Raw genomic sequence first — 20,993 nt, 5'->3', positions numbered from 1 at the left:
CAAAAACCCCCCCCCCCCCCCCCCCCCCCCCCCCCCCCCCCCCCCCCCCCCCCCCCCCCCCCCCCCCCCCCCCCCCCCCCCCCCCCCCCCCGGGCCCCGTTCCCGTGTCCGGCTGGGTTACAGTGCTCGCGTGTACGCCTCGCAGATCCAGAACTGGTGGTGGACCGCTCATCCGGCGGCCCACTGATCGCGCGTACACCGACTGACACGCGAAGGCCGCCCGAGGGGCGGCCTTTCTCGTACCCGGGGCCGTTCCTCTCCGTACTCCACTCGGAAGGAACGACACACCTCATGGACCTCTCCCGTCTCCTCGACCCCACCTGCCCGCCCTTCGCCCTGGTGCGCCGCCGAACGCCCGGCCGTGACCACGACACCGTCGAGGTCCTGATCGGCAGGGTCCACGAGGCCGAGCGACTCGCGGAGCTGCCCGTCGGCCCGCATCCGACCCTCGCCCTGGTGCCCTTCCGCCAGATCCGGGAGCGCGGCTTCGACGTCCGCGACGACGGCACCCCGCTCTCCGTCCTCGTCGCCGAGGAGGCCCACGAGCTGCCGCTCGCCGAGGTCCTCCAGCAGCTCCCGGCGCACGACGTACGTGTCGAGAACGGGGGCTTCGACGTCTCCGACGACGAGTACGCCGAGATCGTGCGGCGGGTCATCGACGAGGAGATCGGCGCAGGCGAGGGTGCGAACTTCGTCATCCGGCGGACGTACACCGGGGAGATCCCGGGGTTCGGGCGGGCCGACGCGCTCGCCCTGTTCCGGCGGCTGCTCGCCGGCGAGCGGGGCGCGTACTGGACCTTCGTCGTGCACACCGGCGACCGGACCCTGGTCGGGGCGAGCCCCGAGGTGCACGTGCGGATGTCGGGAGGCACGGTCGTGATGAACCCGATCAGCGGCACGTACCGCTACCCGGCCGGGGCCGCCCCGACCACCGAGGGCCTGCTCGCCTTCCTCGCCGACCGCAAGGAGACCGAGGAGCTGTCGATGGTGGTCGACGAGGAGCTCAAGATGATGTGCACGGTCGGCGACATGGGCGGGGTGGTGATCGGTCCGCGGCTGAAGGAGATGGCCCATCTCGCGCACACCGAGTACGAGTTGCGGGGCCGTTCCAGCCTGGACGTGCGGGAGGTGCTGCGGGAGACCATGTTCGCGGCGACCGTGACCGGCTCCCCCGTGCAGAACGCCTGCCGGGTGATCGAGCGTCACGAAGTCGGCGGCCGCGGCTACTACGCGGGTGCCCTCGCCCTTCTCGGTACGGACGAGAGCGGCGCCCAGACCCTGGACTCCCCCATCCTGATCCGTACGGCCGACATCGCGGCCGACGGGCACCTCCGGGTGCCGGTCGGCGCCACGCTCGTACGGCACTCGGACCCGGCGGGCGAGGTCGCCGAGACCCACGCGAAGGCGGCCGGGGTGCTCACCGCGCTCGGGGTGCGGGCGGGCAGGCCGGCCGGCGGTTCGGCACCGGCCGCCGCGCCGCTCGCCGACGACCCCCGGGTACGGGCCGCCCTGGACGCGCGCCGGGCCGATCTCGCGCCGTTCTGGCTGAGGATGCAGGTCCGCTCGGCCGAACTGTCCGGCCACGCCCTGGTGATCGACGCCGAGGACACCTTCACCGCGATGCTCGCGCACGTCCTGCGCTCCTCGGGCCTCGACGTGTCGGTGCTCCGCTACGACGAGCCGGGGCTGCGCGAGCTCGCGCTCGCCCACGAGGGTCCGGTGGTCCTCGGCCCCGGCCCCGGGAACCCCTCCGACACCGCCGATCCGAAGATGCGCTTCCTGCGCGGGCTGACGGCCGAGCTGGTCCGGGAGCACCGGCACGGGCCCACCCGTCGCCCGACCACCACCCCTCATCGAGGCCCTGCGGGCCGCCCCTGCCTCCTCGGCGTCTGCCTCGGGCACGAGCTGATCGCCGCCGAGCTGGGCCTGGAGATCGTCCGCAAGCGGACCCCGTTCCAGGGGGCCCAGATGCTGATCGACCTCTTCGGACAGCAGCGGCGGGTGGGCTTCTACAACAGCTTCACCGCCCGCTGCGACGACCGGACGGCGACGGAGCTGGCCCTGCACCGGATCGAGGTGAGCCGGGACGCGGAGACCGGTGAGGTGCACGCGCTGCGCGGGCCGGGCTTCGCCGGGGTGCAGTTCCACCCCGAGTCGGTGCTGACGACGGACGGCGCGGCCCTGACGGCCTCGCTCCTCGCGGGGGTGCTGGTCTAGGACGTCCGTCCGGCCCTCGGGACCAGGACGTTCTCGTCGCGTCGCCCCGCGAGGTGGTGGAGGACGTTCTGGACCGTGGTGTCGATGATCTGGCCGACGGCGTCGATCGTGTAGTACGCCTGGTGGGAGGTGACCACCACGTTCGGGAAGGTGACCAGGCGGGCCAGGGTGTCGTCCTCGACCGCCTCCAGGGACTTGTCGAGGAAGAACAGCCCGGCCTCCGCCTCGTACACGTCGAGCCCCACCCCGGTGAAGCGGCCTTTCCTGAGCTCGCCGACCAAGGCCTCGGTGTCGACCAGGCCGCCTCGGCTGGAGTTCACCAGGATCGCGTCGTCCTTCATGGCCCGGAGGGCGGCGGCGTCCACGATGTGCCGGGTGGCAGGCAGCAGCGGCACGTGGAGGCTGATGAGGTCGGCCTCGGCGAAGAGGCGCTCCTTCTCGACGTACTTCATGCCGAGCTCGAGGCACGCGGGGTTCTCGGCGATGTCCCAGCCGAGCAGGTTCATGCCGAAGCCGTGGGCGATCCGGGTGAAGGCCTCGCCGATCTTGCCGGTGCCGAGGACGCCGACGGTGCGGCCCCTGAGGTCGCGGCCCATCAGCCCGTCGAGGCGGAAGTCGAAGTCGCGGGTCCGGTTGGAGGCGCGGACGATCCTGCGGTTGACGGTCATCGCGAGCGTCCAGGCGAACTCGGCGACGGAGTAAGGGGAGTAGTACGAGACCCGGGCGACGGTGAGGCCGAGCCGCTCGGCGACCTCCAGGTCGATGTTGTTGAAGCCCGTGGAGCGCTGGGCGATCATCTGGGTGCCGCCGGCCGCGAGGGTCTGCAGGACCCTGTGGCCGAGGTCCGCGTTGACGCTGGTGGAGATGACCTCGTAGCCCGCCGCGATCGGCGCGGTGTCCTCGGTCAGGAAGACACCCAGGCAGCGGACGTCGTGGTGCCCCTCGAAAGCCTTCTCCATCAGGGGCTTCTCGTCCGCCTGCACGCCGAATGCCAGGATTTCCATGGGTCTCCCCCAGAAGCGGTGAAGGGCCGTATATGCGCGGTCCTCGCGAATATACGGCCCCACACGTCACCGCGCCCGGTACCGCCGGGCCCTACGCGTCGTCGAGGCCGCGCTCGATGGCGTACCGGACGAGCTCCACACGGTTGTGCAGCTGGAGCTTGCCGAGGGTGTTCTGGACGTGGTTCTGCACCGTGCGGTGCGAGATCACCAGGCGCTCGGCGATCTGCTTGTAGCTGAGGCCCTTGGCGACGAGCCGCAGGACCTCCGTCTCGCGCTCGGTCAGCTGCGGGGCCTTCGGCTCGCCGGCTCCGGCCGCCGGGGCGGGCTCGGTCGCGAGCCTGCGGTACTCGCCGAGGACCAGTCCGGCGAGGCCGGGGGTGAAGACGGGATCGCCGACCGCCGTCCGCCGCACGGCGTCGATCAGCTCCTCGGTGCTCGCCGACTTGAGGAGGTATCCGGTGGCGCCGGACTTGACCGCCTCCAGGACGTCCGCGTGCTCGCCGCTCGCCGAGAGGACCAGGACCCGCAGCTCCGGCCGGCCGCCGACGAGCTCCTTGCACACCTGGACGCCCGGCTTCACCGGCAGGTTCAGGTCGAGGACGAGGACGTCGGGCTGGACGGCGAGGGCGCGGCGCACCGCCTGCTCGCCGTCGCCCGCCGTGGCGACCACGTCCAGGCCGGCCTCCGCCAGGTCGCGGGCGACCGCGTCCCGCCACATCGGGTGGTCGTCGACGACCATCACTCTGATCTGCTGCTGCTCGCTCATCTTCCTCGTCCTGCCTTCCCCCGTGGAACCTTCAACTCGACTTCCGTGCCCTGCCCGGGGACCGAGATCAGCTCGGCCGAGCCGCCCAGGTCCCGCAGTCTCCCCCGGATGGAGAGGGCGACCCCCATCCGGCCCTCGCCCCACGCCTCCGCGAGGCGGCCCTCCGGAATGCCGGGGCCGTCGTCCCGGACGGTGACGATCACCTCGTCCGGCCAGTCCTCGATCAGGATCCACGCGTTCGCGTCCTCCCCGGCGTGCACCCGCACATTGTCCAGGGCGGCGCCGACGGCGGCGGTCAGCTCGCGGGCGGCGGGCGGTGCGAGGAGCACGGGCGCGCCGGGTTCGGAGAGGGTGACCTTCGCCCCGGCGCGCGGGGCGAGCAGGAGGCGCAGGTCGACCGGGGTGTCGTCGGCCGGCTCGTCGTCCACGTCGACGACCCGGACCACGGCCCCTTCGGACTCGTCTTCCGACACCAGGCTGGGCCGGGCGAGTCCGCCCGCGACGAGCGTACGGAGCGCCACCTCCTGCTCCCCCGCCATCCTGGCGATCTCGGCGGCCTCGCCGCCCATCGCCGTACCGCGCCGCTGCACCATCGCGAGGACCTGGAGGACGCTGTCGTGGATGTCGCGGGCGAGCCGCTCCCGCTCGCGGGTCGCGGCCTCGATCTCCAGGGCGCGGGCGAGGGTGCGCTCGGAGGCTCGGGCGACCTCGACGACGTATCCGATGGCGATGGAGGCGACCCAGACGAGCAGGACGTTGTGGAAGGTGTCCCGGCTGGGGTGTCCGCGTTCGATGATGTTGGCGACGGCGACGAGGGAGGAGGCGACGCCGGCCCAGCGCCAGCCGCCCTTGATCGCGTACGCGAGGACGGATCCGGCGGTCCATATGGACGGCAGGGTGGGGCCCTCGATGCTCTGGGCGTGGGCGTCGGCGAGCGGGGTGAGGAGGATGCCGACGAGCGCGACGGTGAGGTCGGCGCCGAGGAAGCGCTTGGTGCAGCTGGCCGCGTTCGCCACCTTGGGGAGGGTCGCGAGGGTCCAGACGCACATCACCGCCAGGAAGGCGACGGCGATCCAGGGCCGTTCGTACCGGTCACGGCCGAAGGCGAACAACAGGACCGCGTAGACCATGGTCAGGACGCGGTAGCCGGTCAGCGCCCGCCACAACGGCTGCTCGACCGACATGCGCACGACACGCTCGCGCTTGGCCATCTCCCCCACCCCCGGACGTCCCGGACGGGACGTCTGTACGCCGGACGCCTACGCGCCGGACTCTTCCCGAGCCGCGATCTCGGCCTTCACGGCCTCCTTGGCCGCCTTCTCCGCGTCCGCGATCTGCCGCTTGGCGGCGGTCGCGTAGATGTCGACGTACTCCTGGCCGGACAGCTTCATGATCTCGTACATGACCTCGTCGGTCACCGAGCGGAGGATGAAGCGGTCCCCCTCCATGCCCTGGTAGCGGGTGAAGTCCAGCGGCTTGCCGATCCGGATCCCCGGGCGCATCAGCTTGGGGACGACCTTGCCGGGCGGCTGGATCTTCTCGGTGTCGATCATGGCGACCGGGATCACCGGCGCGCCGGTGGCCAGGGCCACGCGCGCGAGGCCGCCGGGCTTGCCGCGGTAGAGGCGGCCGTCGGGCGAGCGGGTGCCCTCGGGGTAGATCCCGAAGAGGCCGCCGCTCTCGATGACCTCGATGCCGGCCTTGATCGCCGCCTCGCCCGCGCCGCGGGCACCCGAACGGTCCACCGGAAGCTGGCCGACACCCTTGAAGAAGGCGGCCGTGAGCTTGCCCTTCACACCCGGCGAGGTGAAGTACTCCGCCTTGGCGATGAAGGTGACCTTGCGGTCGAGCACGGCGGGCAGGAAGAAGGAGTCGGAGAACGACAGGTGGTTGCTCGCCAGGATCGCGGGCCCGTCGGCGGGAATGTTCTCCAGACCCTCCACCCAGGGCCGGAAGGCAATCTTGAGGGAGCCTCCGAGGGAGAACTTCATTGCGCCGTAGATCAACTCGCCATGCCTTCCGTGTGCCGTCGCGACGACTTTATCCCGTACCGACGTACGGCCCCCGCTACGGCCCTGGTCGGTGTCGGTCCGGTCGCGTACCGTGAAGGTCCTTCCCTATTTTCCGTCGCTTCGGCGCACCCCAGGCGCACCCGAAGGCGAACGCGAAGTCGAGCGAACAGGAGACCCCGGTGCCGGTCCTTCCCGGAGCCGAGCCGTACCGCCATGAAGGCGGAGAGGTCGGCGTCCTTCTCTGTCACGGATTCACCGGTTCCCCGCAGTCGCTGCGCCCGTGGGCCGAGTATCTGGCCGCGCGCGGACTGACGGTGTCACTGCCGCTGCTGCCCGGCCACGGCACCCGCTGGCAGGACATGCAGCTCACCACCTGGCACGACTGGTACGCCGAGGTCGACCGGGCGCTGGGCGAGCTCCTGGAGCGGTGCGCGACCGTCTTCGTCTTCGGTCTGTCCATGGGCGGGGCGCTGACCCTGCGGCTCGCCGCTCGGCACGGGGACGCCGTGAAGGGCATCGTGCTGGTCAACCCGGGCAACAGGGTGCACGGCCTGGCGGCGTACGCGCTCCCGGTCGCCCGTCATCTGGTCCCCTCGACCAAGGGCATCGCCAGCGACATCGCCAAGGAGGGTGTCACCGAGGTCGGCTACGACCGGGTGCCGCTGCACGCGGCGCACTCCCTGCGCCGGTTCTTCCAGACCGTGGACGCGGAGCTTCCGCAGGTCACGCAGCCGGTGGTACTGCTCCACAGCCCCCAGGACCATGTCGTACCGCCCGTCGACTCGGCCCGGATCCTCTCCCGGATCTCCTCGACGGACGTCCGGGAGATCCTGCTGGAACAGAGCTACCACGTGGCGACGTTGGACCATGACGCGGAGCGGATCTTCGACGAGAGCCTGGCCTTCGTCGAGCGTCTCGCGCCGGGTCTGGTCGACGAACAGGGGAGCAGGAGCGGTGGCTGAGGAGCAGGACGGCGGCGGGCGGGAGCCGCAGCCCATCGACGAGGAGGCGGCCTGGGCCGCGATCGTCGCGGGATACGGCGACGAGCCGGCGGACCCGCCGGGTGCGAAGCCGTACCGGACCGTCGAGAACCTGTCGCTCCCGGAGCCGGAGGCCGACGGCGACGAGGACGCCGGGGAGGTCAGGCCGGTGAAGCCGGCGCCGGCGGCCGGGAAGGGCACGCCCTGGAAGCCGAGGCCGACGACCGGTGAGACATCGCCGGAGGCCGACGAGAAGCCCGAGGCGGAGGAGGAGCCCGAGGCGGGTCCCGAGCGGCCCGCACTCGGCAGCTCCGTCGTCTTCGCGCCCGGCGTCCGCCCGGCCGGCCCCCGGGACTACTCCCCCGCCGAACCGGAGGACGCGCCGGACGGTTCCGACGAGGGCCACTTCGTGCCGCCGGAGCCGCCCCCGCTGCCGGAGGCGGACGTGACGACCAGGTTCGCCTGGCTGGCCGTGGTCGGCGGTCCGGTGCTGATGCTGGTCGCCGTGCTGCTCAGCTGGGACATGACCTGGTGGCTGACCACGCTGTGCATCGGCGGCTTCCTCGGCGGCTTCGCGACCCTGGTGGGCCGCATGAAGCACGACGACGATGACGACGGCTTCGACGACCCGGGCCGCGGCGCGGTCGTCTGACCGTCCTGCCGCACTCCGTCCGTCGGCCGGTGGCCCTTCTCCCCGGCCGACGGCGGTGCGGACCTCAGGGCGCCGCGGGCACCCGCACCGCGGCCAGCACCGGAAGGTGATCGGTGGCGGCCCGCAGGTCCGCCGGGTCGAGGTCCGTCGGCACGCCGCAGCCGAGGAACTCGACCCCCGGGGTGGCGAGGATCGCGTCGATCCGCTGGTGCGGATCGGCGGGGGTCGAGGTGTACGCGCCTCCCCGGGGGCTGACCTCCCAGCCGTCCCGGAGTTCCTTCGCCAGCCGCCGGAAGGCGGGCCCGTCGGGCCGCTCGTTGAGGTCCCCGGCGACCAGGGTGTACGGGGTACCCAGGGCGGCGACCCGGTCGAGGACCATGCCGGCCTGGGCGTACCGCTCGTCCTTCCGCAGGCTCAGATGGCAGCTGATGAGGCCGACCCTGGCCCCGGCGAAGCGGACGACGGCGGTCGCGAGGCCGCGCCGGTGCAGGCCCGGGGTGAGCGGCAGCAGGACGTCCTCGGTGCGTTCCACGGTGGCCCGCAGGGAGCAGAGCAGCATCGGTCCGGCCGCGGTGGCGCCGCCGCTCAGCATGACGAGCTCGCTCTTGGCGGCGAGCCGGGCGGCGTGTCTGCGCCAGCGGAAGAAGCGCGGGGCCTCCTGGACGAAGACGAGGTCCGGGTCGCAGGCCCGGATGACCCGGGCGAGGGCGTCCTCGTCGTCGCGCATCGAGCGGACGTTGTAGCTGAGGACCCGGAGGACGGCCGAACCGTCCTCCTCGGTGCGGGAGTTGGGCAGGTCACTGATCGCCATGAGACGTAACGTACGACAACCGCCCGCCGCGTCCACGGGGACGCGACGGGCGGTCGTCGTACGAGGGGCCGCTCAGCCCTGGCGGGCGAGGTCCGCCGCGCCGACCAGACCGGCCTTGTTGCCGAGCTGGGCCGCGAGGACCTGCGCGTGCGGACGCCACTGGCCGCCGATCAGCCAGCGCCGGAAGGACTTCCGGATCGGGTCGAGGACGAGGTCGCCCTCGTCCGAGACGCCGCCGCCGACGATGAACGCCGAGGGGTCGAACAGCGAGGCCAGGTCCGCGAGGCCGGCACCGGCCCAGCGGGCCAGTTCGCGGAAGGAGTCGACGGCGACCGGGTCGCCGGCGCGGGCGGCCTGGCTGACGTGCCGGCCCTCGATGCCCTCGGGGGTGCCGTCGCCGAGCCCGAGGAGGACCTCGGCCCGCTCGGGGGTGGCGTTGGCGCGCTGCTTGGCGTAGCGGACGAGCGCCCGCCCGGAGGCGTACTGCTCCCAGCAGCCCTGGCTGCCGCAGCCGCACAGCAGACCGTCCGGGACGACCCGGATGTGGCCGAACTCGGCGGCCACGCCGAAGCGTCCGCGGCGCAGCTTGTTGCCGATGATGATGCCGCCGCCGAGGCCGGTGCCGAGGGTGATGCAGATGACGTCCTCGTGGCCCTGGCCGGCGCCGAACCTGTACTCGCCCCAGGCTGCCGCGTTGGCGTCGTTCTCGACGACGACGGGCAGGCCGACCCGCTGCTCGACCTTGTCCTTGAGCGGCTCGTGCCGCCAGTCGATGTTCGGCGCGAAGAGGACGGTGGCGCGCTTGTCGTCGACGTAGCCCGCGGCACCGATGCCGACGGCCTCGATCGTGTGGCCCTTGCCGGCCTCGGACACGGCCGCGCAGATCGCGTCGACGATGCCCTCGGGGGTCGGCGGGGTGGGCACCTTGTGCGTGTCGAGGATGTTGCCCTCCTCGTCGACCACGCCGGCCGCGATCTTCGTGCCGCCGATGTCGACGCCGATGGTGAGTCCCATGTGTCCCTCAGTTTTCGGTCGAGCCCCGCTAGGGCCCACCGTACCCGAGGGGGACGGGCGTCCCGATCAGTCGAGGTCGATGTGCTGGCCGGTTCCGGGCCCCTCGTCGTCCTTGCGGTCCTCCGCGCCGGCGTCCCCGTCGGTGCTCTCGTCCGCCTTGTCGCCCCGCCCGTCGGCGTCCCTGCGCGGGTCGCGCGGGTCGTCGGGGGTCACCTTCTCGCCACGCGTCCACCGGGTCTCGTGGGACTCGACGGCGGAGCGGTAGGCGGCGAGCAGTTCGTTCCCGGCAGCGGCGAGGTGGTCGAAGACCTGCGGGTTGCGCTCGATGACGGGCTCGACGACCGCCTTCGCCTGGCTGACGAGCTGCTGCACGGTCTGTGCGGCCTGGCCGGCGAGCAGCGGGTTCCCCAGGCCCCCGGAGACCTTGTCGGCGACGGCCTCGAAGAGCTTGCGGAACTCGTCGGCGGCGGAGCCGGTGTCCGCCCCGCGCTGTGCCCGACGACGGGCCTTCTCCGCCTCCAGGTCCTCGGCGCACGCCTTGGCCCAGGCGTCCGAATCGCTCATGGCGTACTCCTCACTGGCTGGTACTTCGACGGTACACGCCCTCTCAGGGGGTACGGGGCCAGAGTCCGGGGTCGGGGGTGAAGCGCACCCGGAGGTCCCCCTCGACGAGTCCCGCGCCGGTGACGGCGCAGCGGCGCAGGGCGGCCGGCAGGGGAATGCTGCGGCGGAAGGCACCGACGGTCAGAAGCAGTTCGTCACCCCTGCGGACGAGGGACAGATCCTCCTTGACGGCCCCGGGGAGGCCGATGTGCCACACCAGGACGCCGTCCTCCTCCCGGCGGTCCTCGACGGACCACGCCGGTACGGGGTCGGGGACGGCGGCCGGGCGCCGGGCGGGTGCGAGCAGCACGAGGTCCTCGGGTCCGCGGGGGTCCCGGCCGAGGTGCGGCAGCTCGTCGACGACGTCCGCGACGCCGACGGCGGTACGGAGCTCCGCGAGGTGCCGGTGCTGCTGGGTCGTGAGTCCGGCGAGCCAGGGGTCCTCGGAGTCGGCGGGCAGCAGCCGGTTGGCGACGACGGAGTCGAGGGCGAGGCGCTGCAGGGCGAGGCCGAGCCGGGCGGTGCGCAGGGCGCGGACGGCGGCGGGGCCGGGTTCGAGGACCAGCCGGACGCTGGTGGTGGGAGCGTCGACGACGGTCTGGACGGCGGCGAGCTCGGTCTCCCAGCGTCCGGTGGTCTCGTACAGCCACTGCGCGGGCATCGGGACGCCGGCGAGCTGGGCGAGCATCGGGCGCAGGGCGCGGGCGGCCTGCCGTTCCTGCGGGAGGAGGCGGCGCAGATAGCGGCGGAGCTGCTCGGGCAGGGCGAGGAGGGCGAGGGCCTCGGCGAGCGGCGGCAGATCGACGACGGCGAGCTCGTGATCGCCTTCGGCGGCGTCGCGCAGGGCGCGCAGCAGGGCGAACTGGCGGCTGCCGGGGAGTTCGGTGAGCTCGGCGTCCTCGAAGGGCGTGGCGCCCAGCAGGTCGAGGGCGGTGGAGGAGCGGGCCTGGAGGGCGAGGAACTCGCGGCGGAAGTCACCGGCCGGCCGGGGGCGCAGGAGGCGGAGGCCGTCCTGCGCCGGAAGCGGCTCGACGTCCTCGGAGACGAGCAGGACCCGGCGGCCCGCCCGCGCCTCGGCGAGGGCGGTCGCGGCGGCGACGGTGGTGCGACCGGCGCCGCCGGACCCGGTGACAAGGATGATCCGCATGCGGAGGACGTTACCCGCGCCCTCCCGGCGCTCGTACGGGAGGACGTGACCGGCCCGCCGCGGGGCTCAGGCGCCGGATTCGACGCGCTTCTTCAGGCCCGCGAGCGCGCGGTCGATGATGACCTTCTCCGCCTTGCGCTTGATCATTCCGAGCATCGGGATCTTCACGTCGACCGTCAGCTGGTACGTGACCTCGGTGCGGTCGCCCGCGCCGACCGACGCCAGCCGGTACGACCCGTCGAGCGACCGGAGCATCTGGGACTTGACGAGCGTCCAGCTGACCTCGTTGCCCCCGGTCCAGGTGTACGCGAGGGTGTGGTCGTCCTTGATCGCGCCGGCGTCGAGCAGCAGCCGCACCTTCTCGGCGCGGCCGGCCTCGTCGGTCTCCAGGACCTCGGCCTCCTTCACCTCGCCCGTCCACTCGGGGTAGCGGGCGAAGTCGGCGATCACGCCCATGACGTCGGCCGGTGCCGCCTCGATGGTGATGCTCGAGCTGGTGTGTTCGGCCATCGTGGTGGCTCCTCCACTGTGCGGTCCGGCGGAAGTCAAAGGGGCACAGACGTGCCGACGGAAGGCTATCGCGCTGCGACGCGGGGCCCGTCACCACTCCAGGGCGAAGGGCCTGCCCGTCGAGGCGAAGTGGCCGACGTTCACGCACTCGGTCGACGCGATCCGCATCCGCCGGGCCAGCGGCTGGTGGACATGGCCGAAAAGTGCGTAGCGGGGCCGGGTGCGCCGGATCGCGTCGAGCAGGGCCCGGCTGCCGCGCTCGAAGCGGCGGGCGACGGTGTCGTACGTCAGGTCCGGCACGTCGGGCGGGATGTGGGAGCAGAGGACGTCGACGTCGCCGAGCGCCTCGACCTTCGCCGCGTACTCCTCGTCGGAGATCTCGTACGGCGTGCGCATCGGGGTGCGCAGACCGCCGCCGACGAATCCGAAGACCAGGCCGCCGATCTCGGCCCGCTCGCCGTCGAGGACGGTCGTCCCGGGCCGGGCGAACTCGGGCCAGAAGCGGGGGATGTCGACGTTGCCGTAGGTGGCGTACGTGGGGGTGGGGAAGGCCGCGAAGAGTTCGGCGTACTGGCGGCGGACCGCGCCCTCGATCGCGGTCTCCCGGTCGACGTCGAGCTCGGCCCAGAGGCGACGCCCCAGGTCACGGGCCTCGTCGAAGCGGCGGGCGGTGCGCAGCTCGACCAGCCGGTCGGCGTTCTCGACGCCGAAGAGCTCGGGGAAGATCCCGCGGCTGTGGTCGGCGTAGTCGAGGAAGAGGACCAGGTCCCCCAGGCATATCAGGGCGTCGGCCCCGTCCCCCGCCCTGGCGAGGTCTCCGGCGTTGCCGTGCACGTCACTGACCACATGGACTCGCATGGGCCCACCTTAGGGGGTGTCACCTGCGGTTACTTCCGAGTCTGGAAACCTGTGGATTACTGTGCGGAGAGCACCGCCACAGATGTGTGACGCACGGAACATCTGGCCGGAACCCCCTATCCGGAACCATGTACTGATGGGTAACGTCCGGGCAGTCCAGTCGTGCTCTTCCCCACGGAGCACCCGCCAGTTCTTGGACTTCACCGGTGCATCACACAGAGCCGTGGCGCCGGCGCCCGATGAGGAGCAGCAGTCTTGCGCGAGTTCAGCCTTCCGGCCCTGTACGAGGTCCCCGCGGACGGCAATCTGACGGATCTCATCCGCCGCAACGCCTCCCAGCACCCAGACGTCGCCGTCATGGGCCGCAAGGTCGACGGCGTGTGGACGGACGTGACCGCGACGCAGTTCCTCGCGGAGGTGCGCGGGGCTGCGAAGGGCCTGATCGCGGCCGGTGTCGAGCCGGGCGACCGGGTCGCACTGCTCTCCCGTACGCGGTACGAGTGGGTGCTCCTCGACTTCGCGATCTGGAGCGCGGGCGGCGTGACCGTGCCCGTGTACGAGACCAGCTCGCCGGAGCAGATCCAGTGGATCCTCGGCGACTCGGGCGCGACGCTGGTGCTCGTCGAGAGCGGCGCGCACCAGGAGTCGGTGGAGTCCGTACGGGCCGACCTGCCGGGGCTGAAGGGCATCTGGCAGATCGAGGACGACGCGGTCGCGCGGCTCACCGCCTCCGGCGCGGGCGTCTCCGACGAGCTGCTCGACGAGCGCATGTCGGCGGCGAACGCGGACGACCCGGCGACGATCGTCTACACCTCGGGCACGACGGGCCGCCCCAAGGGCTGCGTCCTGACGCACCGGGCCTTCTTCGCCGAGTGCGGCAACGTGGTGGAGCGGCTGAAGCCGCTCTTCCGTACCGGCGAGTGTTCGGTGCTGCTGTTCCTTCCGGCCGCGCACGTCTTCGGGCGGCTCGTCGAGATCGCGTCCGTGATGGCGCCGATCCGCCTCGGCTGCGTCCCCGACATCAAGAACCTCACGGACGAGCTGGCCTCGTTCCGGCCGACCCTGATCCTGGGCGTGCCCCGGGTCTTCGAGAAGGTCTACAACTCGGCCCGGGCCAAGGCGCAGGCCGACGGCAAGGGCAAGATCTTCGACAAGGCCGCGCACACGGCCATCGCGTACAGCAGGGCGCTGAGCACCCCGCAGGGCCCGTCCTTCGGCCTCAGGCTGAAGCACAAGATCTTCGACAAGCTGGTCTTCAGCAAGCTGCGCGCGGTGCTCGGCGGCCGCGGCGAGTACGCGATCTCGGGCGGCGCGCCGCTGGGCGAGCGGCTGGGTCACTTCTTCCGGGGCATCGGCTTCACGGTCCTGGAGGGCTACGGCCTGACGGAGTCGTGCGCGGCGACGGCGTTCAACCCCTGGGACCGGCAGAAGATCGGCACGGTCGGTCAGCCGCTGCCGGGTTCGGTGGTGCGGATCGCCGACGACGGCGAGGTGCTGCTGCACGGCGAGCACATCTTCTCGCGGTACTGGAACAACGAGGCGGCGACGGCCGAGGCGCTGGCGGACGGCTGGTTCCACACGGGCGACATCGGCACCCTCGACGAGGACGGCTACCTCGCGATCACCGGCCGGAAGAAGGAGATCCTGGTGACGGCGGGCGGCAAGAACGTCGCCCCTGCGGTCATCGAGGACCGGATCCGGGCGCACGCGCTGGTCGCGGAGTGCATGGTGGTCGGCGACGGCCGCCCGTTCGTGGGCGCGCTGGTCACGATCGACGAGGAGTTCCTGGGCCGCTGGGCCTCGGAGCACGGCAAGCCGGCGGGCGCGACGGCGGCCACCCTCCGCGACGACACGGACCTGGTGGCGGAGGTCCAGCGCGCGATCGACGACGGCAACGCGGCGGTCTCCAAGGCGGAGTCGGTCCGCAAGTTCCGCATCCTCCCGGCGCAGTTCACGGAGGAGGCGGGCCACATCACCCCGTCCCTGAAGCTGAAGCGGAACGTGGTGGCGAAGGACTTCGCGGACGAGATCGAGGCGATCTACCGGGCCTGATCCGGTCCGGCGTACGTACGGCCGGAGGCCCGGGGCGACACCGCCCCGGGCCTCCGGCCGTTCCCGTTCCGCACGGCGCCCGCTACAGCAGCTCCTGGAGACGCTCCGCGAGGAGGTCCCAGCGCCATCTCTCCTCGACCCAGGCGCGGCCCCGCTCGCCCATGCGGGCGCGGAGCTCGGGGTCCAGGAGAAGGGTGCTGACGCGGTCGGCGGTGTCCTCGGCGGACTCGCCGCGGACGACCCAGCCGGTCTCGCCGTCGAGGACCGCGTCGGGGGCGCCGCCCGAGTCGCCCGCGACGACGGGAAGGCCGGTCGCGGAGGCCTCCAGGTAGACGATGCCGAGGCCTTCGACGTCGAGGCCGCCGCGACGGGTGCGGCAGGGCATCGCGAAGACGTCGCCGGCGCCGTAGTGGGCGGGCAGCTCCGACCAGGGGACGGCGCCGGTGAAGCGTACGGAGCCGGCCACCCCGGTCTCGGCGGCGAGGCGGTGCAGATCCTTCTCGTACGGGCCGCCGCCGACGATCAGGAGGACGGCGTCCGGCACCCGGCGCAGGATCTGCGGCATGGCCCTGATCAGGGTGTCCTGGCCCTTGCGCGGAACGAGCCGGGAGACGCAGACGACCACGGGGCGGTCGCTGAGCCCGAGGCGGGCACGGACCTCGGCGCCGCCCGAGTCGGGGTGGAAGGTCTTCTCGTCGACGCCCGGCGGCAGCTGCCTCATGCGGCCCGCGGCGGCGGGTGTGAGGGCGGCCGCGATCCGGGAGCGGGTGTACTCGCCGAGGTAGGTGATCGTGTCCGTGCCCTCGCCGATCCTGCGGAGCAGCTGCCGGGAGGCGGGCAGCTGGGCCCAGCCGGCCTCGTGCCCGTGCGTGGTGGCGACGAGTCGCCGTGCCCCGGCCCTGCGCAGCGCCGGGGCCATCAGGCCGAGGGGCGCGGCCGCGCCGAACCACACGGACTCGCAGCCGTGCTCGCGCAGCAGCGCGGTGGCCCGGGCCGTGACCCGAGGTGTGGGCAACAGCATGGTGGTGCGATCCCGGACGACCGTGAAAGGCTGTTCGGCGTCGAACGCGGCCGTCGCCTCGATCCCTTCGCGGCTGCGCTTCCAGGTGGAGGCGTACACCACGATCTGTTCGGGATCCAGGCGGAGGGCCATGTTGTGCAGGAAGGCCTGGATTCCGCCCGGACGCGGCGGGAAGTCGTTGGTTACGATCAGGGTCTTGTACATCGTGGCCGACAGTACCGCGAGCGCACCCACCGCCCAGCACCACCATCCCCCCCGCGGCAGCGGGCCGACAGGACAAGGAACGGGACAGGTATGACGGGGGCAGTGGGCACCGGATCACGCACGCGTCTGCGCCTCCCGCTCGGCCTCTGGGGCCTGACCCGGATCATCCTGCTGCTGTGTGTGTTCAAGGTCGTGGTGGTCCCCGGCCCGGACGCGACGCTCGAGGTCGAGCAGATCTACCAGGGCTGGTTCGACGTCCTGCGGACCGGTGAGTATCCCCGGTCCGACGTGACGTGGCAGTACCCGCCGGCCGCCGCCCTCGCGGTCCTCTCTCCCGCGCTGCTGCCGTTCCTCGGCTACGCGGCGGCCTTCTTCGTCCTGGCGCTCCTCTGTGACGCCTTCGTCATGGCCCTCCTCCTGCACACGGGTCGCCGCGCCGGCCGGTCGATGCGGGGCGCGTGGCTCTGGCTGGCGGCGGTGCCCCTGCTCGGCCCGACCGCGTACGCGCGCTACGACGTGATGGTGACCGCCGTCGCCGTGGCCGCCCTGCTGACGGTCGGACGCGACCCGCGCGTCCTCGGTGTTCTCGCCGGTTTCGGCGCCGTCCTCAAGGTGTGGCCGGCGCTGCTGCTCGTGGGCACCCGGAAGGGCGGGGCGACGTGGCGTTCCTGGCCGGTGGCGGCCGGCGCGGCCTGCGCGGTGCTGCTGCTGTGCGCGGCCTGGATGCCGGGGTCGCTGGCCTTCCTCTCGTACCAGAGCGAGCGGGGTACGGAGGTCGAGTCGCTGGGGGCGATGGTGTTCCACGTGGCCCGGCACTTCGGCTGGGAGGGCGAGGCCCGGATGAACTACGGCTCGATGGAGTTCCTCGGTCCCTACGTCTCGTGGGTGTCGTCCGCTGCGATGGCGCTGACGGTCGCCGCGTTCGGCTGGCTGGCGCTGTGGCGGTTCAAGGCTCGCCGGTTCTCCTCGTCGACGACGGCGGACGCGGCCCTCGTCGCCGTACTGCTCTTCACCGTGACGAGCCGGGTGATATCACCGCAGTACATGATCTGGCTGTTCGGCCTCGCCGCGGTCTGTCTCGCCTACCGCTCGACCTGCATGCGGCGCCCGGCCCATCTGGTGCTGTGGGCGACGGCCGTGACGCAGTTCGAGTACCCCGTCTGGTTCTCCCATGTGACGCAGAGCGATCCGCTGGGCATCGCCGTGCTGTTCCTGCGCAACGGTCTCCTGGTGGTCGCCGTCTTCTCCGCCTGCCGCGCCCTGTGGCGGCACACGGTGACCGAGGCCGGCGTCGTACGCATCCCGGGGCAGACGCGCGTGCCCGAGCGGGAAAAGGTCCTGGCCGGTTCGGCGTGAGCGGTAGCGGCCCGAACACCGATACGCACTGGTGCTACCCTGGGGCACCTTTGCCTTCCTGTGAGGTTCTTCTGCTGACATGAACAACTCGATTCTCTCGGTCGACACGCTTCAGCGGCACGGGAAGGGCGGCGAGGGAAACGTCGCGGAGGAGGCGCCGAAAGCCTCGGCCGGCATATCGGGTAAATCTCTTCTCCTGGTTTCCGGCACTTTCTTCCTGCTGTATCTCCTCCTGTCGACCCGGCGTCATGCGGCGAACCTCACGACGGGGTACGACCTGGGCATCTTCACCCAGATCGTGCGGTCCTACTCCGAGTTCTCCGCCCCTTACTCCGATCTCAAGGGGCCCGCGTACAACACACTCGGGGATCATTTCCATCCGATCCTCGCGCTCCTCGCACCCCTTTACAAGGTATTTCCTTCGAGCTATACGCTGCTTGTCTGCCAGGCGGCACTCGTGGCATTCTCCATAGTTCCCCTGATGAAGTGGGCGCACAAAGCCAGGGGACGGAGATTCGCCTATTGGGTCGGCGCCTCGTACGGCGCTTCCTGGGGAATTGCCGCACTCATCTATTTCGACTTCCACGAAGTCTCCTTCGCGGTGCCGCTCCTGTCCCTCTCGCTCTGTGCCGCCGGGCAGAAGAACTGGCGCGCGGCCGCCCTGTGGTCCCTGCCGCTGGTGCTGGTCAAGGAGGATCTGGGGCTCACGGTCGCCGCGATCGGCGCCTATGTGGCGTGGAAGGGGCCGAGGGTGACGGGGCTCGCCGTCGCCGCCTTCGGGGCCGGCGCGACGGCGCTGGAGATGCTGGTGATCCTTCCGTACTTCAATCCCCTCGGGCAGTTCGCCTATCTGCCGCCCGAGACCGCCGAAGAGGTCGGCATGCTGGCGCAGGCCGCCGACGCCCTCTGGCCTCCGCTCAAGTGGCTGACCCTCTTCATGATCGTCGCCCCGACCGGCTTCCTGGCCCTCCGGTCGCCGATCCTCCTGATCGCGCTGCCGACGCTGGCCTGGCGCTTCACGGGATCGAACCCCTTCTACTGGGGAATGGAGTTCCACTACAGCGCGGTCCTCATGCCCATCGCCTTCGCCGCCGCCGTTCACGCGGTCGCGAACGGGGTGACCGCGCGGAGGGTGGCGCCCGCGTGCGTCATCGGCGCGGTGGCCACGAGCGTCACCCTCTTCACCCACCCCCTGCACGAGGTGGTCCTGCCGCGCACATGGACCGACTCCGCCTACACGAGGACGTCGGACGAGCTGCTCGGGAGGATCCCCGACGGGGCGACCGTGGCCGCGTCGAACCGCCTGGCCGCCCAGCTCGCCGACCGGGCCGCCGTCAGCGAGGTGTGCCTGTTCCCCCGCTCCTTCCCCCCGAAGGAACGACCCGAGTGGCTGATATACGACGCCGCCGACACCTCCGACCCGGAGTGCCCGACCGGCGAGGCCCTGGAGACCGGCGACCCGGACGTCCCCGGCTACCGGGTCGTCGAGGCGCGGAACGGGATAACGCTGCTCAGGGTGGTCGAGGACGAGAAGGCGTCCGGGTAGTCCGCCGCCGAGGGTGCACCGCGGACGCCGCCGCACCCTCGGCCGGCCAGGGTGTCGTGACGCCGACCAGAGAGTGCATTTTCAGCCAACCGGGGCACGAAATCACACCCTCCGAGGCCACCGGATTCAAGATCATCGACAGCTCCGCACCCGCCCCGGCGACATGATGCGTCAAGTCGACGACCTCGAACACGCATCCGACCCCACGGGAGACGTCGGGATCACGCCCCTTTCGCCACCCCATACCACACGGACAGCGGCGCAGGAATGGCGCGAATCAGCCGACCGTCCGCATGGAGCGACCGCGTGTTCTGAAAACGGACATACGATCCTGTGCTGTCGCCCCCGAGGGGCGACGACACACAGGGGAGAAATCATGTCTTTCATTCGTCACGCGGTGAGCGTCGGACTTTCCACCGCGGCCATGGTCGGCGCCATGGCGGCCTTCGGCCCCACGGCCCAGGCCGCCCCGACCACGGTGTGCTCCACGACTCCCGACGGCGGCAGCGTCTGTCTGAACGTGGACCCGAAGGGCTACCGCATCCAGTACTACAAGAAGTCCGGCAACCCGGCGAAGGTCGACTTCAACCTGTACTGCGACAACGGCCGGTGGTTCGGCGACGAGAGCGCGTTCGTCATCGCCTCGGGCCAGACCAGGTCGTACGTCTTCTCCGTCGGCAGCCAGGGCCGCTGCTACGGCAAGCTGCTGAACGGGAACAACGGCGCCCTGATCAAGGCCACGCCCAAGCTCTCCCGCTAGTCGCGGCGGGCCCGTTCCGTTCCCGCGGAACCGGCCCCGGATCACCCGCATCGGCCGTCGGCTTCTGCCGGCGGCCGATGCGCGTCGACGGAGTCCGCGCGGCCGGGCCGCTTCCGAGCGGCACCGAGGGTGCGGCGGTACAGCAGGCCGAGGGCCGCGCACTGGGCCGCTGTCGCGAGGGCCATGGCCAGGCAGACACCGGGCAGCCCGAGCCCCGAGAGACCGTGGGCGAGCGGCAGCTGGACGAGGACGCCCGCGATCGTGATCCGGGCGAGGTACGGGCTCCCGCCGGTGCCCTCGAAGACCCCCGCGAGCGCGATGAACCCGCCCGTGAGCAGCAGATGGGGCCCGAGGCAGCGCAGGAGGAGAGCGCCCGCCTCCACCACGTCGGGTTCGGCGCCGAAGATCCGCATGACGGGTCCCGCGCCGAGGAAGAGCAGCACGGCGGCCCCCGCGCCCAGGACGCCCCCGAGCAGCAGGGCCTGGCGTCCGACGGCGCGGCGTTCGTCGAGGCCGGCGTCGGGGTCTCGCGCGTTCCCGAACTCCCGGACGGGGCCCCGTCCCGCCCGCTGCGCGCTCCCGAGCAGATGCGCGCTGTGGATGGCGGCGGCCTGCCGGACGGCGTAGAACGCCATGGTCGCCACGTACATGGCCTTGGTGGCGATGCCGTAGGCGGCGATCTCGGTGACGCCGAGCCGGGCCACGACGGAGACGAGCGCGAGCGCACCCGCCATCCGGACCGCGAAGTCGACGCCCATGGGGAGACCGGTTCCGGCGGTACGGCGCAGGGCGGCGGCGGTCCGCTCGACCGGGCGCACCGCGCGGGCGGCCCTGACCAGCGGGTCGCGGCGGAGCACGAACAGCCCGGCGGCGAGCGCGACGGCCCGGCCGGTGACGGTGGCGAGGGCGGCGCCCCGCACCCCGTAGGCCTGGATGAGCAGCGGGTCGAGGACCAGGATCAGCCCGTTGGCGAGGAAGGCGAGCCGCATGGGGGTGCGGGTGTCGCCCGCGCCCTTGAGGATCCCGTCGAGGACGTTGACGGCGAAGAAGACGGCGGTGCCGGGGAGCGAGATGGCGAAGTAGGCGGTGGCCAGGGCGTGGGCGGGGTGGTCCTCGCCGCCGAGCAGCAGGCCGGCGAGCGGTTCGCGCAGCAGGTATCCGCCGACGGCCACGGGTGGCACGAGCAGGGCGCCGAGGGCGGCCCCGCCGCGGACCGCGGCGCGGACGGCGGCCGGGTCGTCGGCGCCCCGGGCGCGGGCGACGAGCACCGTGGTGCCGGAGCCCGCCACGAGGACGACGCCGAGGAGCAGGTTCTCGACGTTGGTGGCGATCGCGACGGCGGCGACGGCGTCCCCGCCGAGCCGGGCGACCCAGACGACGTTGATGACGCCGGCGGCGACGCCGGCGAGGAGTTCCAGATAGACCGGGCGGGCGATCCGGACGAGCGTGCGGCGGTGCGCGGACATGGACGGTGCCCCCT

The 20,993-nt window shown here is 72.1% G+C and carries 20 protein-coding genes; 8 read left to right on the top strand and 12 right to left on the bottom strand.

Translation table 11 applies throughout. The annotated features are described in order from the left end of the window. Positions 1-130: 130 nt before the first annotated feature. Both ACZ4XX_RS30760 and ACZ4XX_RS30755 read left to right on the top strand, forming a co-directional pair. Positions 131-187: a trp operon leader peptide gene (locus ACZ4XX_RS30760; protein WP_073917353.1), complete on the top strand. Its 57-nt coding sequence runs from the start codon at positions 131-133 to the stop codon at positions 185-187. A 104-nt stretch (positions 188-291) separates the two neighbouring features. Next, positions 292-2,217 (top strand): anthranilate synthase family protein, encoded by a 1,926-nt coding sequence (locus ACZ4XX_RS30755; protein ID WP_468511139.1) that lies wholly within the window; start codon positions 292-294, stop codon positions 2,215-2,217. Here ACZ4XX_RS30755 and ACZ4XX_RS30750 read toward each other — a convergent pair. From ACZ4XX_RS30750 to ACZ4XX_RS30735, 4 genes are all read right to left on the bottom strand, one after another. Continuing rightward, positions 2,214-3,221 (bottom strand): 2-hydroxyacid dehydrogenase, encoded by a 1,008-nt coding sequence (locus ACZ4XX_RS30750; protein ID WP_468511138.1) that lies wholly within the window; start codon positions 3,219-3,221, stop codon positions 2,214-2,216. The genes ACZ4XX_RS30755 and ACZ4XX_RS30750 overlap by 4 nt on opposite strands. A gap of 91 nt (positions 3,222-3,312) precedes the next feature. Continuing rightward, a complete protein-coding gene (locus tag ACZ4XX_RS30745; RefSeq protein WP_468511137.1) occupies positions 3,313-3,987 on the bottom strand; it encodes a response regulator in 675 nt (224 codons plus the stop codon). Beyond that, positions 3,984-5,198, bottom strand: coding sequence for a MacS family sensor histidine kinase (gene macS, locus ACZ4XX_RS30740; protein ID WP_468511136.1), 1,215 nt, complete (start codon positions 5,196-5,198; stop codon positions 3,984-3,986). The genes ACZ4XX_RS30745 and macS overlap by 4 nt, the downstream gene beginning before the upstream one ends. 48 nt (positions 5,199-5,246) lie before the next feature. After that, the gene (locus ACZ4XX_RS30735) at positions 5,247-5,978 is read right to left on the bottom strand and encodes a lysophospholipid acyltransferase family protein (protein ID WP_468511135.1); all 732 of its coding nucleotides are present in this window, start codon (positions 5,976-5,978) and stop codon (positions 5,247-5,249) included. 200 nt (positions 5,979-6,178) lie between these two features. Here ACZ4XX_RS30735 and ACZ4XX_RS30730 point away from each other — a divergent pair, with 200 nt between their 5' ends. Both ACZ4XX_RS30730 and ACZ4XX_RS30725 read left to right on the top strand, forming a co-directional pair. After that, positions 6,179-6,961, top strand: coding sequence for an alpha/beta hydrolase (locus ACZ4XX_RS30730; RefSeq protein WP_468511134.1), 783 nt, complete (start codon positions 6,179-6,181; stop codon positions 6,959-6,961). Then, complete coding sequence (locus ACZ4XX_RS30725; protein ID WP_468511133.1) at positions 6,954-7,631, top strand: hypothetical protein; 678 nt, start codon at positions 6,954-6,956, stop codon at positions 7,629-7,631. The genes ACZ4XX_RS30730 and ACZ4XX_RS30725 overlap by 8 nt, the downstream gene beginning before the upstream one ends. Before the next feature lie 64 nt (positions 7,632-7,695). On the opposite strand, the gene ACZ4XX_RS30720 is transcribed toward ACZ4XX_RS30725, so the two are convergent. From ACZ4XX_RS30720 to ACZ4XX_RS30695, 6 genes are all read right to left on the bottom strand, one after another. After that, positions 7,696-8,442 carry an endonuclease/exonuclease/phosphatase family protein gene (locus ACZ4XX_RS30720; RefSeq protein ID WP_468511132.1) on the bottom strand — a complete coding sequence of 249 codons (747 nt, stop codon included), beginning with the start codon at positions 8,440-8,442 and terminating at the stop codon, positions 7,696-7,698. Between the two features lie 72 nt (positions 8,443-8,514). Further along, entirely contained in the window at positions 8,515-9,456 is a 942-nt protein-coding gene (locus ACZ4XX_RS30715; RefSeq protein ID WP_266890944.1) for an ROK family glucokinase, read from the bottom strand. Between the two features lie 66 nt (positions 9,457-9,522). Beyond that, positions 9,523-10,020 carry a DUF5304 domain-containing protein gene (locus ACZ4XX_RS30710; protein ID WP_468511131.1) on the bottom strand — a complete coding sequence of 166 codons (498 nt, stop codon included), beginning with the start codon at positions 10,018-10,020 and terminating at the stop codon, positions 9,523-9,525. A gap of 43 nt (positions 10,021-10,063) precedes the next feature. Next, the gene (locus tag ACZ4XX_RS30705) at positions 10,064-11,206 is read right to left on the bottom strand and encodes an ArsA family ATPase (RefSeq protein WP_468511130.1); all 1,143 of its coding nucleotides are present in this window, start codon (positions 11,204-11,206) and stop codon (positions 10,064-10,066) included. A 66-nt stretch (positions 11,207-11,272) separates the two neighbouring features. Continuing rightward, positions 11,273-11,716: an SRPBCC family protein gene (locus tag ACZ4XX_RS30700; RefSeq protein WP_468511129.1), complete on the bottom strand. Its 444-nt coding sequence runs from the start codon at positions 11,714-11,716 to the stop codon at positions 11,273-11,275. 90 nt (positions 11,717-11,806) lie between these two features. Then, positions 11,807-12,574 carry a metallophosphoesterase family protein gene (locus tag ACZ4XX_RS30695; protein ID WP_468511128.1) on the bottom strand — a complete coding sequence of 256 codons (768 nt, stop codon included), beginning with the start codon at positions 12,572-12,574 and terminating at the stop codon, positions 11,807-11,809. A gap of 255 nt (positions 12,575-12,829) precedes the next feature. On the opposite strand from ACZ4XX_RS30695, the gene ACZ4XX_RS30690 reads away from it, so the two are divergent. Further along, on the top strand, positions 12,830-14,626 hold the full coding sequence (locus ACZ4XX_RS30690; protein WP_468511127.1) for an AMP-dependent synthetase/ligase: 1,797 nt from the start codon (positions 12,830-12,832) through the stop codon (positions 14,624-14,626). An 82-nt stretch (positions 14,627-14,708) separates the two neighbouring features. Here ACZ4XX_RS30690 and ACZ4XX_RS30685 read toward each other — a convergent pair whose 3' ends face one another. Next, entirely contained in the window at positions 14,709-15,851 is a 1,143-nt protein-coding gene (locus ACZ4XX_RS30685) for a glycosyltransferase family 4 protein (RefSeq protein ID WP_468511126.1), read from the bottom strand. Between the two features lie 90 nt (positions 15,852-15,941). Between ACZ4XX_RS30685 and ACZ4XX_RS30680 the strand changes: the two genes are divergently transcribed. The 3 genes from ACZ4XX_RS30680 (at position 15,942) to ACZ4XX_RS30670 (ending at position 19,513) form a co-directional block, all read left to right on the top strand. Then, positions 15,942-17,207, top strand: coding sequence for a glycosyltransferase 87 family protein (locus ACZ4XX_RS30680; protein ID WP_468511125.1), 1,266 nt, complete (start codon positions 15,942-15,944; stop codon positions 17,205-17,207). Positions 17,208-17,286: 79 nt separating this feature from the next. Beyond that, the gene (locus ACZ4XX_RS30675; RefSeq protein WP_468511124.1) at positions 17,287-18,753 is read left to right on the top strand and encodes a DUF2079 domain-containing protein; all 1,467 of its coding nucleotides are present in this window, start codon (positions 17,287-17,289) and stop codon (positions 18,751-18,753) included. 376 nt (positions 18,754-19,129) lie between these two features. Then, entirely contained in the window at positions 19,130-19,513 is a 384-nt protein-coding gene (locus ACZ4XX_RS30670; RefSeq protein WP_468511123.1) for a hypothetical protein, read from the top strand. Between the two features lie 41 nt (positions 19,514-19,554). Here the strand turns inward: ACZ4XX_RS30670 and ACZ4XX_RS30665 are convergent, their stop codons facing one another. Further along, a complete protein-coding gene (locus ACZ4XX_RS30665; RefSeq protein ID WP_468511122.1) occupies positions 19,555-20,979 on the bottom strand; it encodes an MATE family efflux transporter in 1,425 nt (474 codons plus the stop codon). Positions 20,980-20,993: the final 14 nt, after the last annotated feature.

The sequence above is a fragment of the Streptomyces sp. NPDC029956 genome (assembly GCF_055574655.1).
This window is presented reverse-complemented; position numbering and strand designations above follow the sequence as displayed.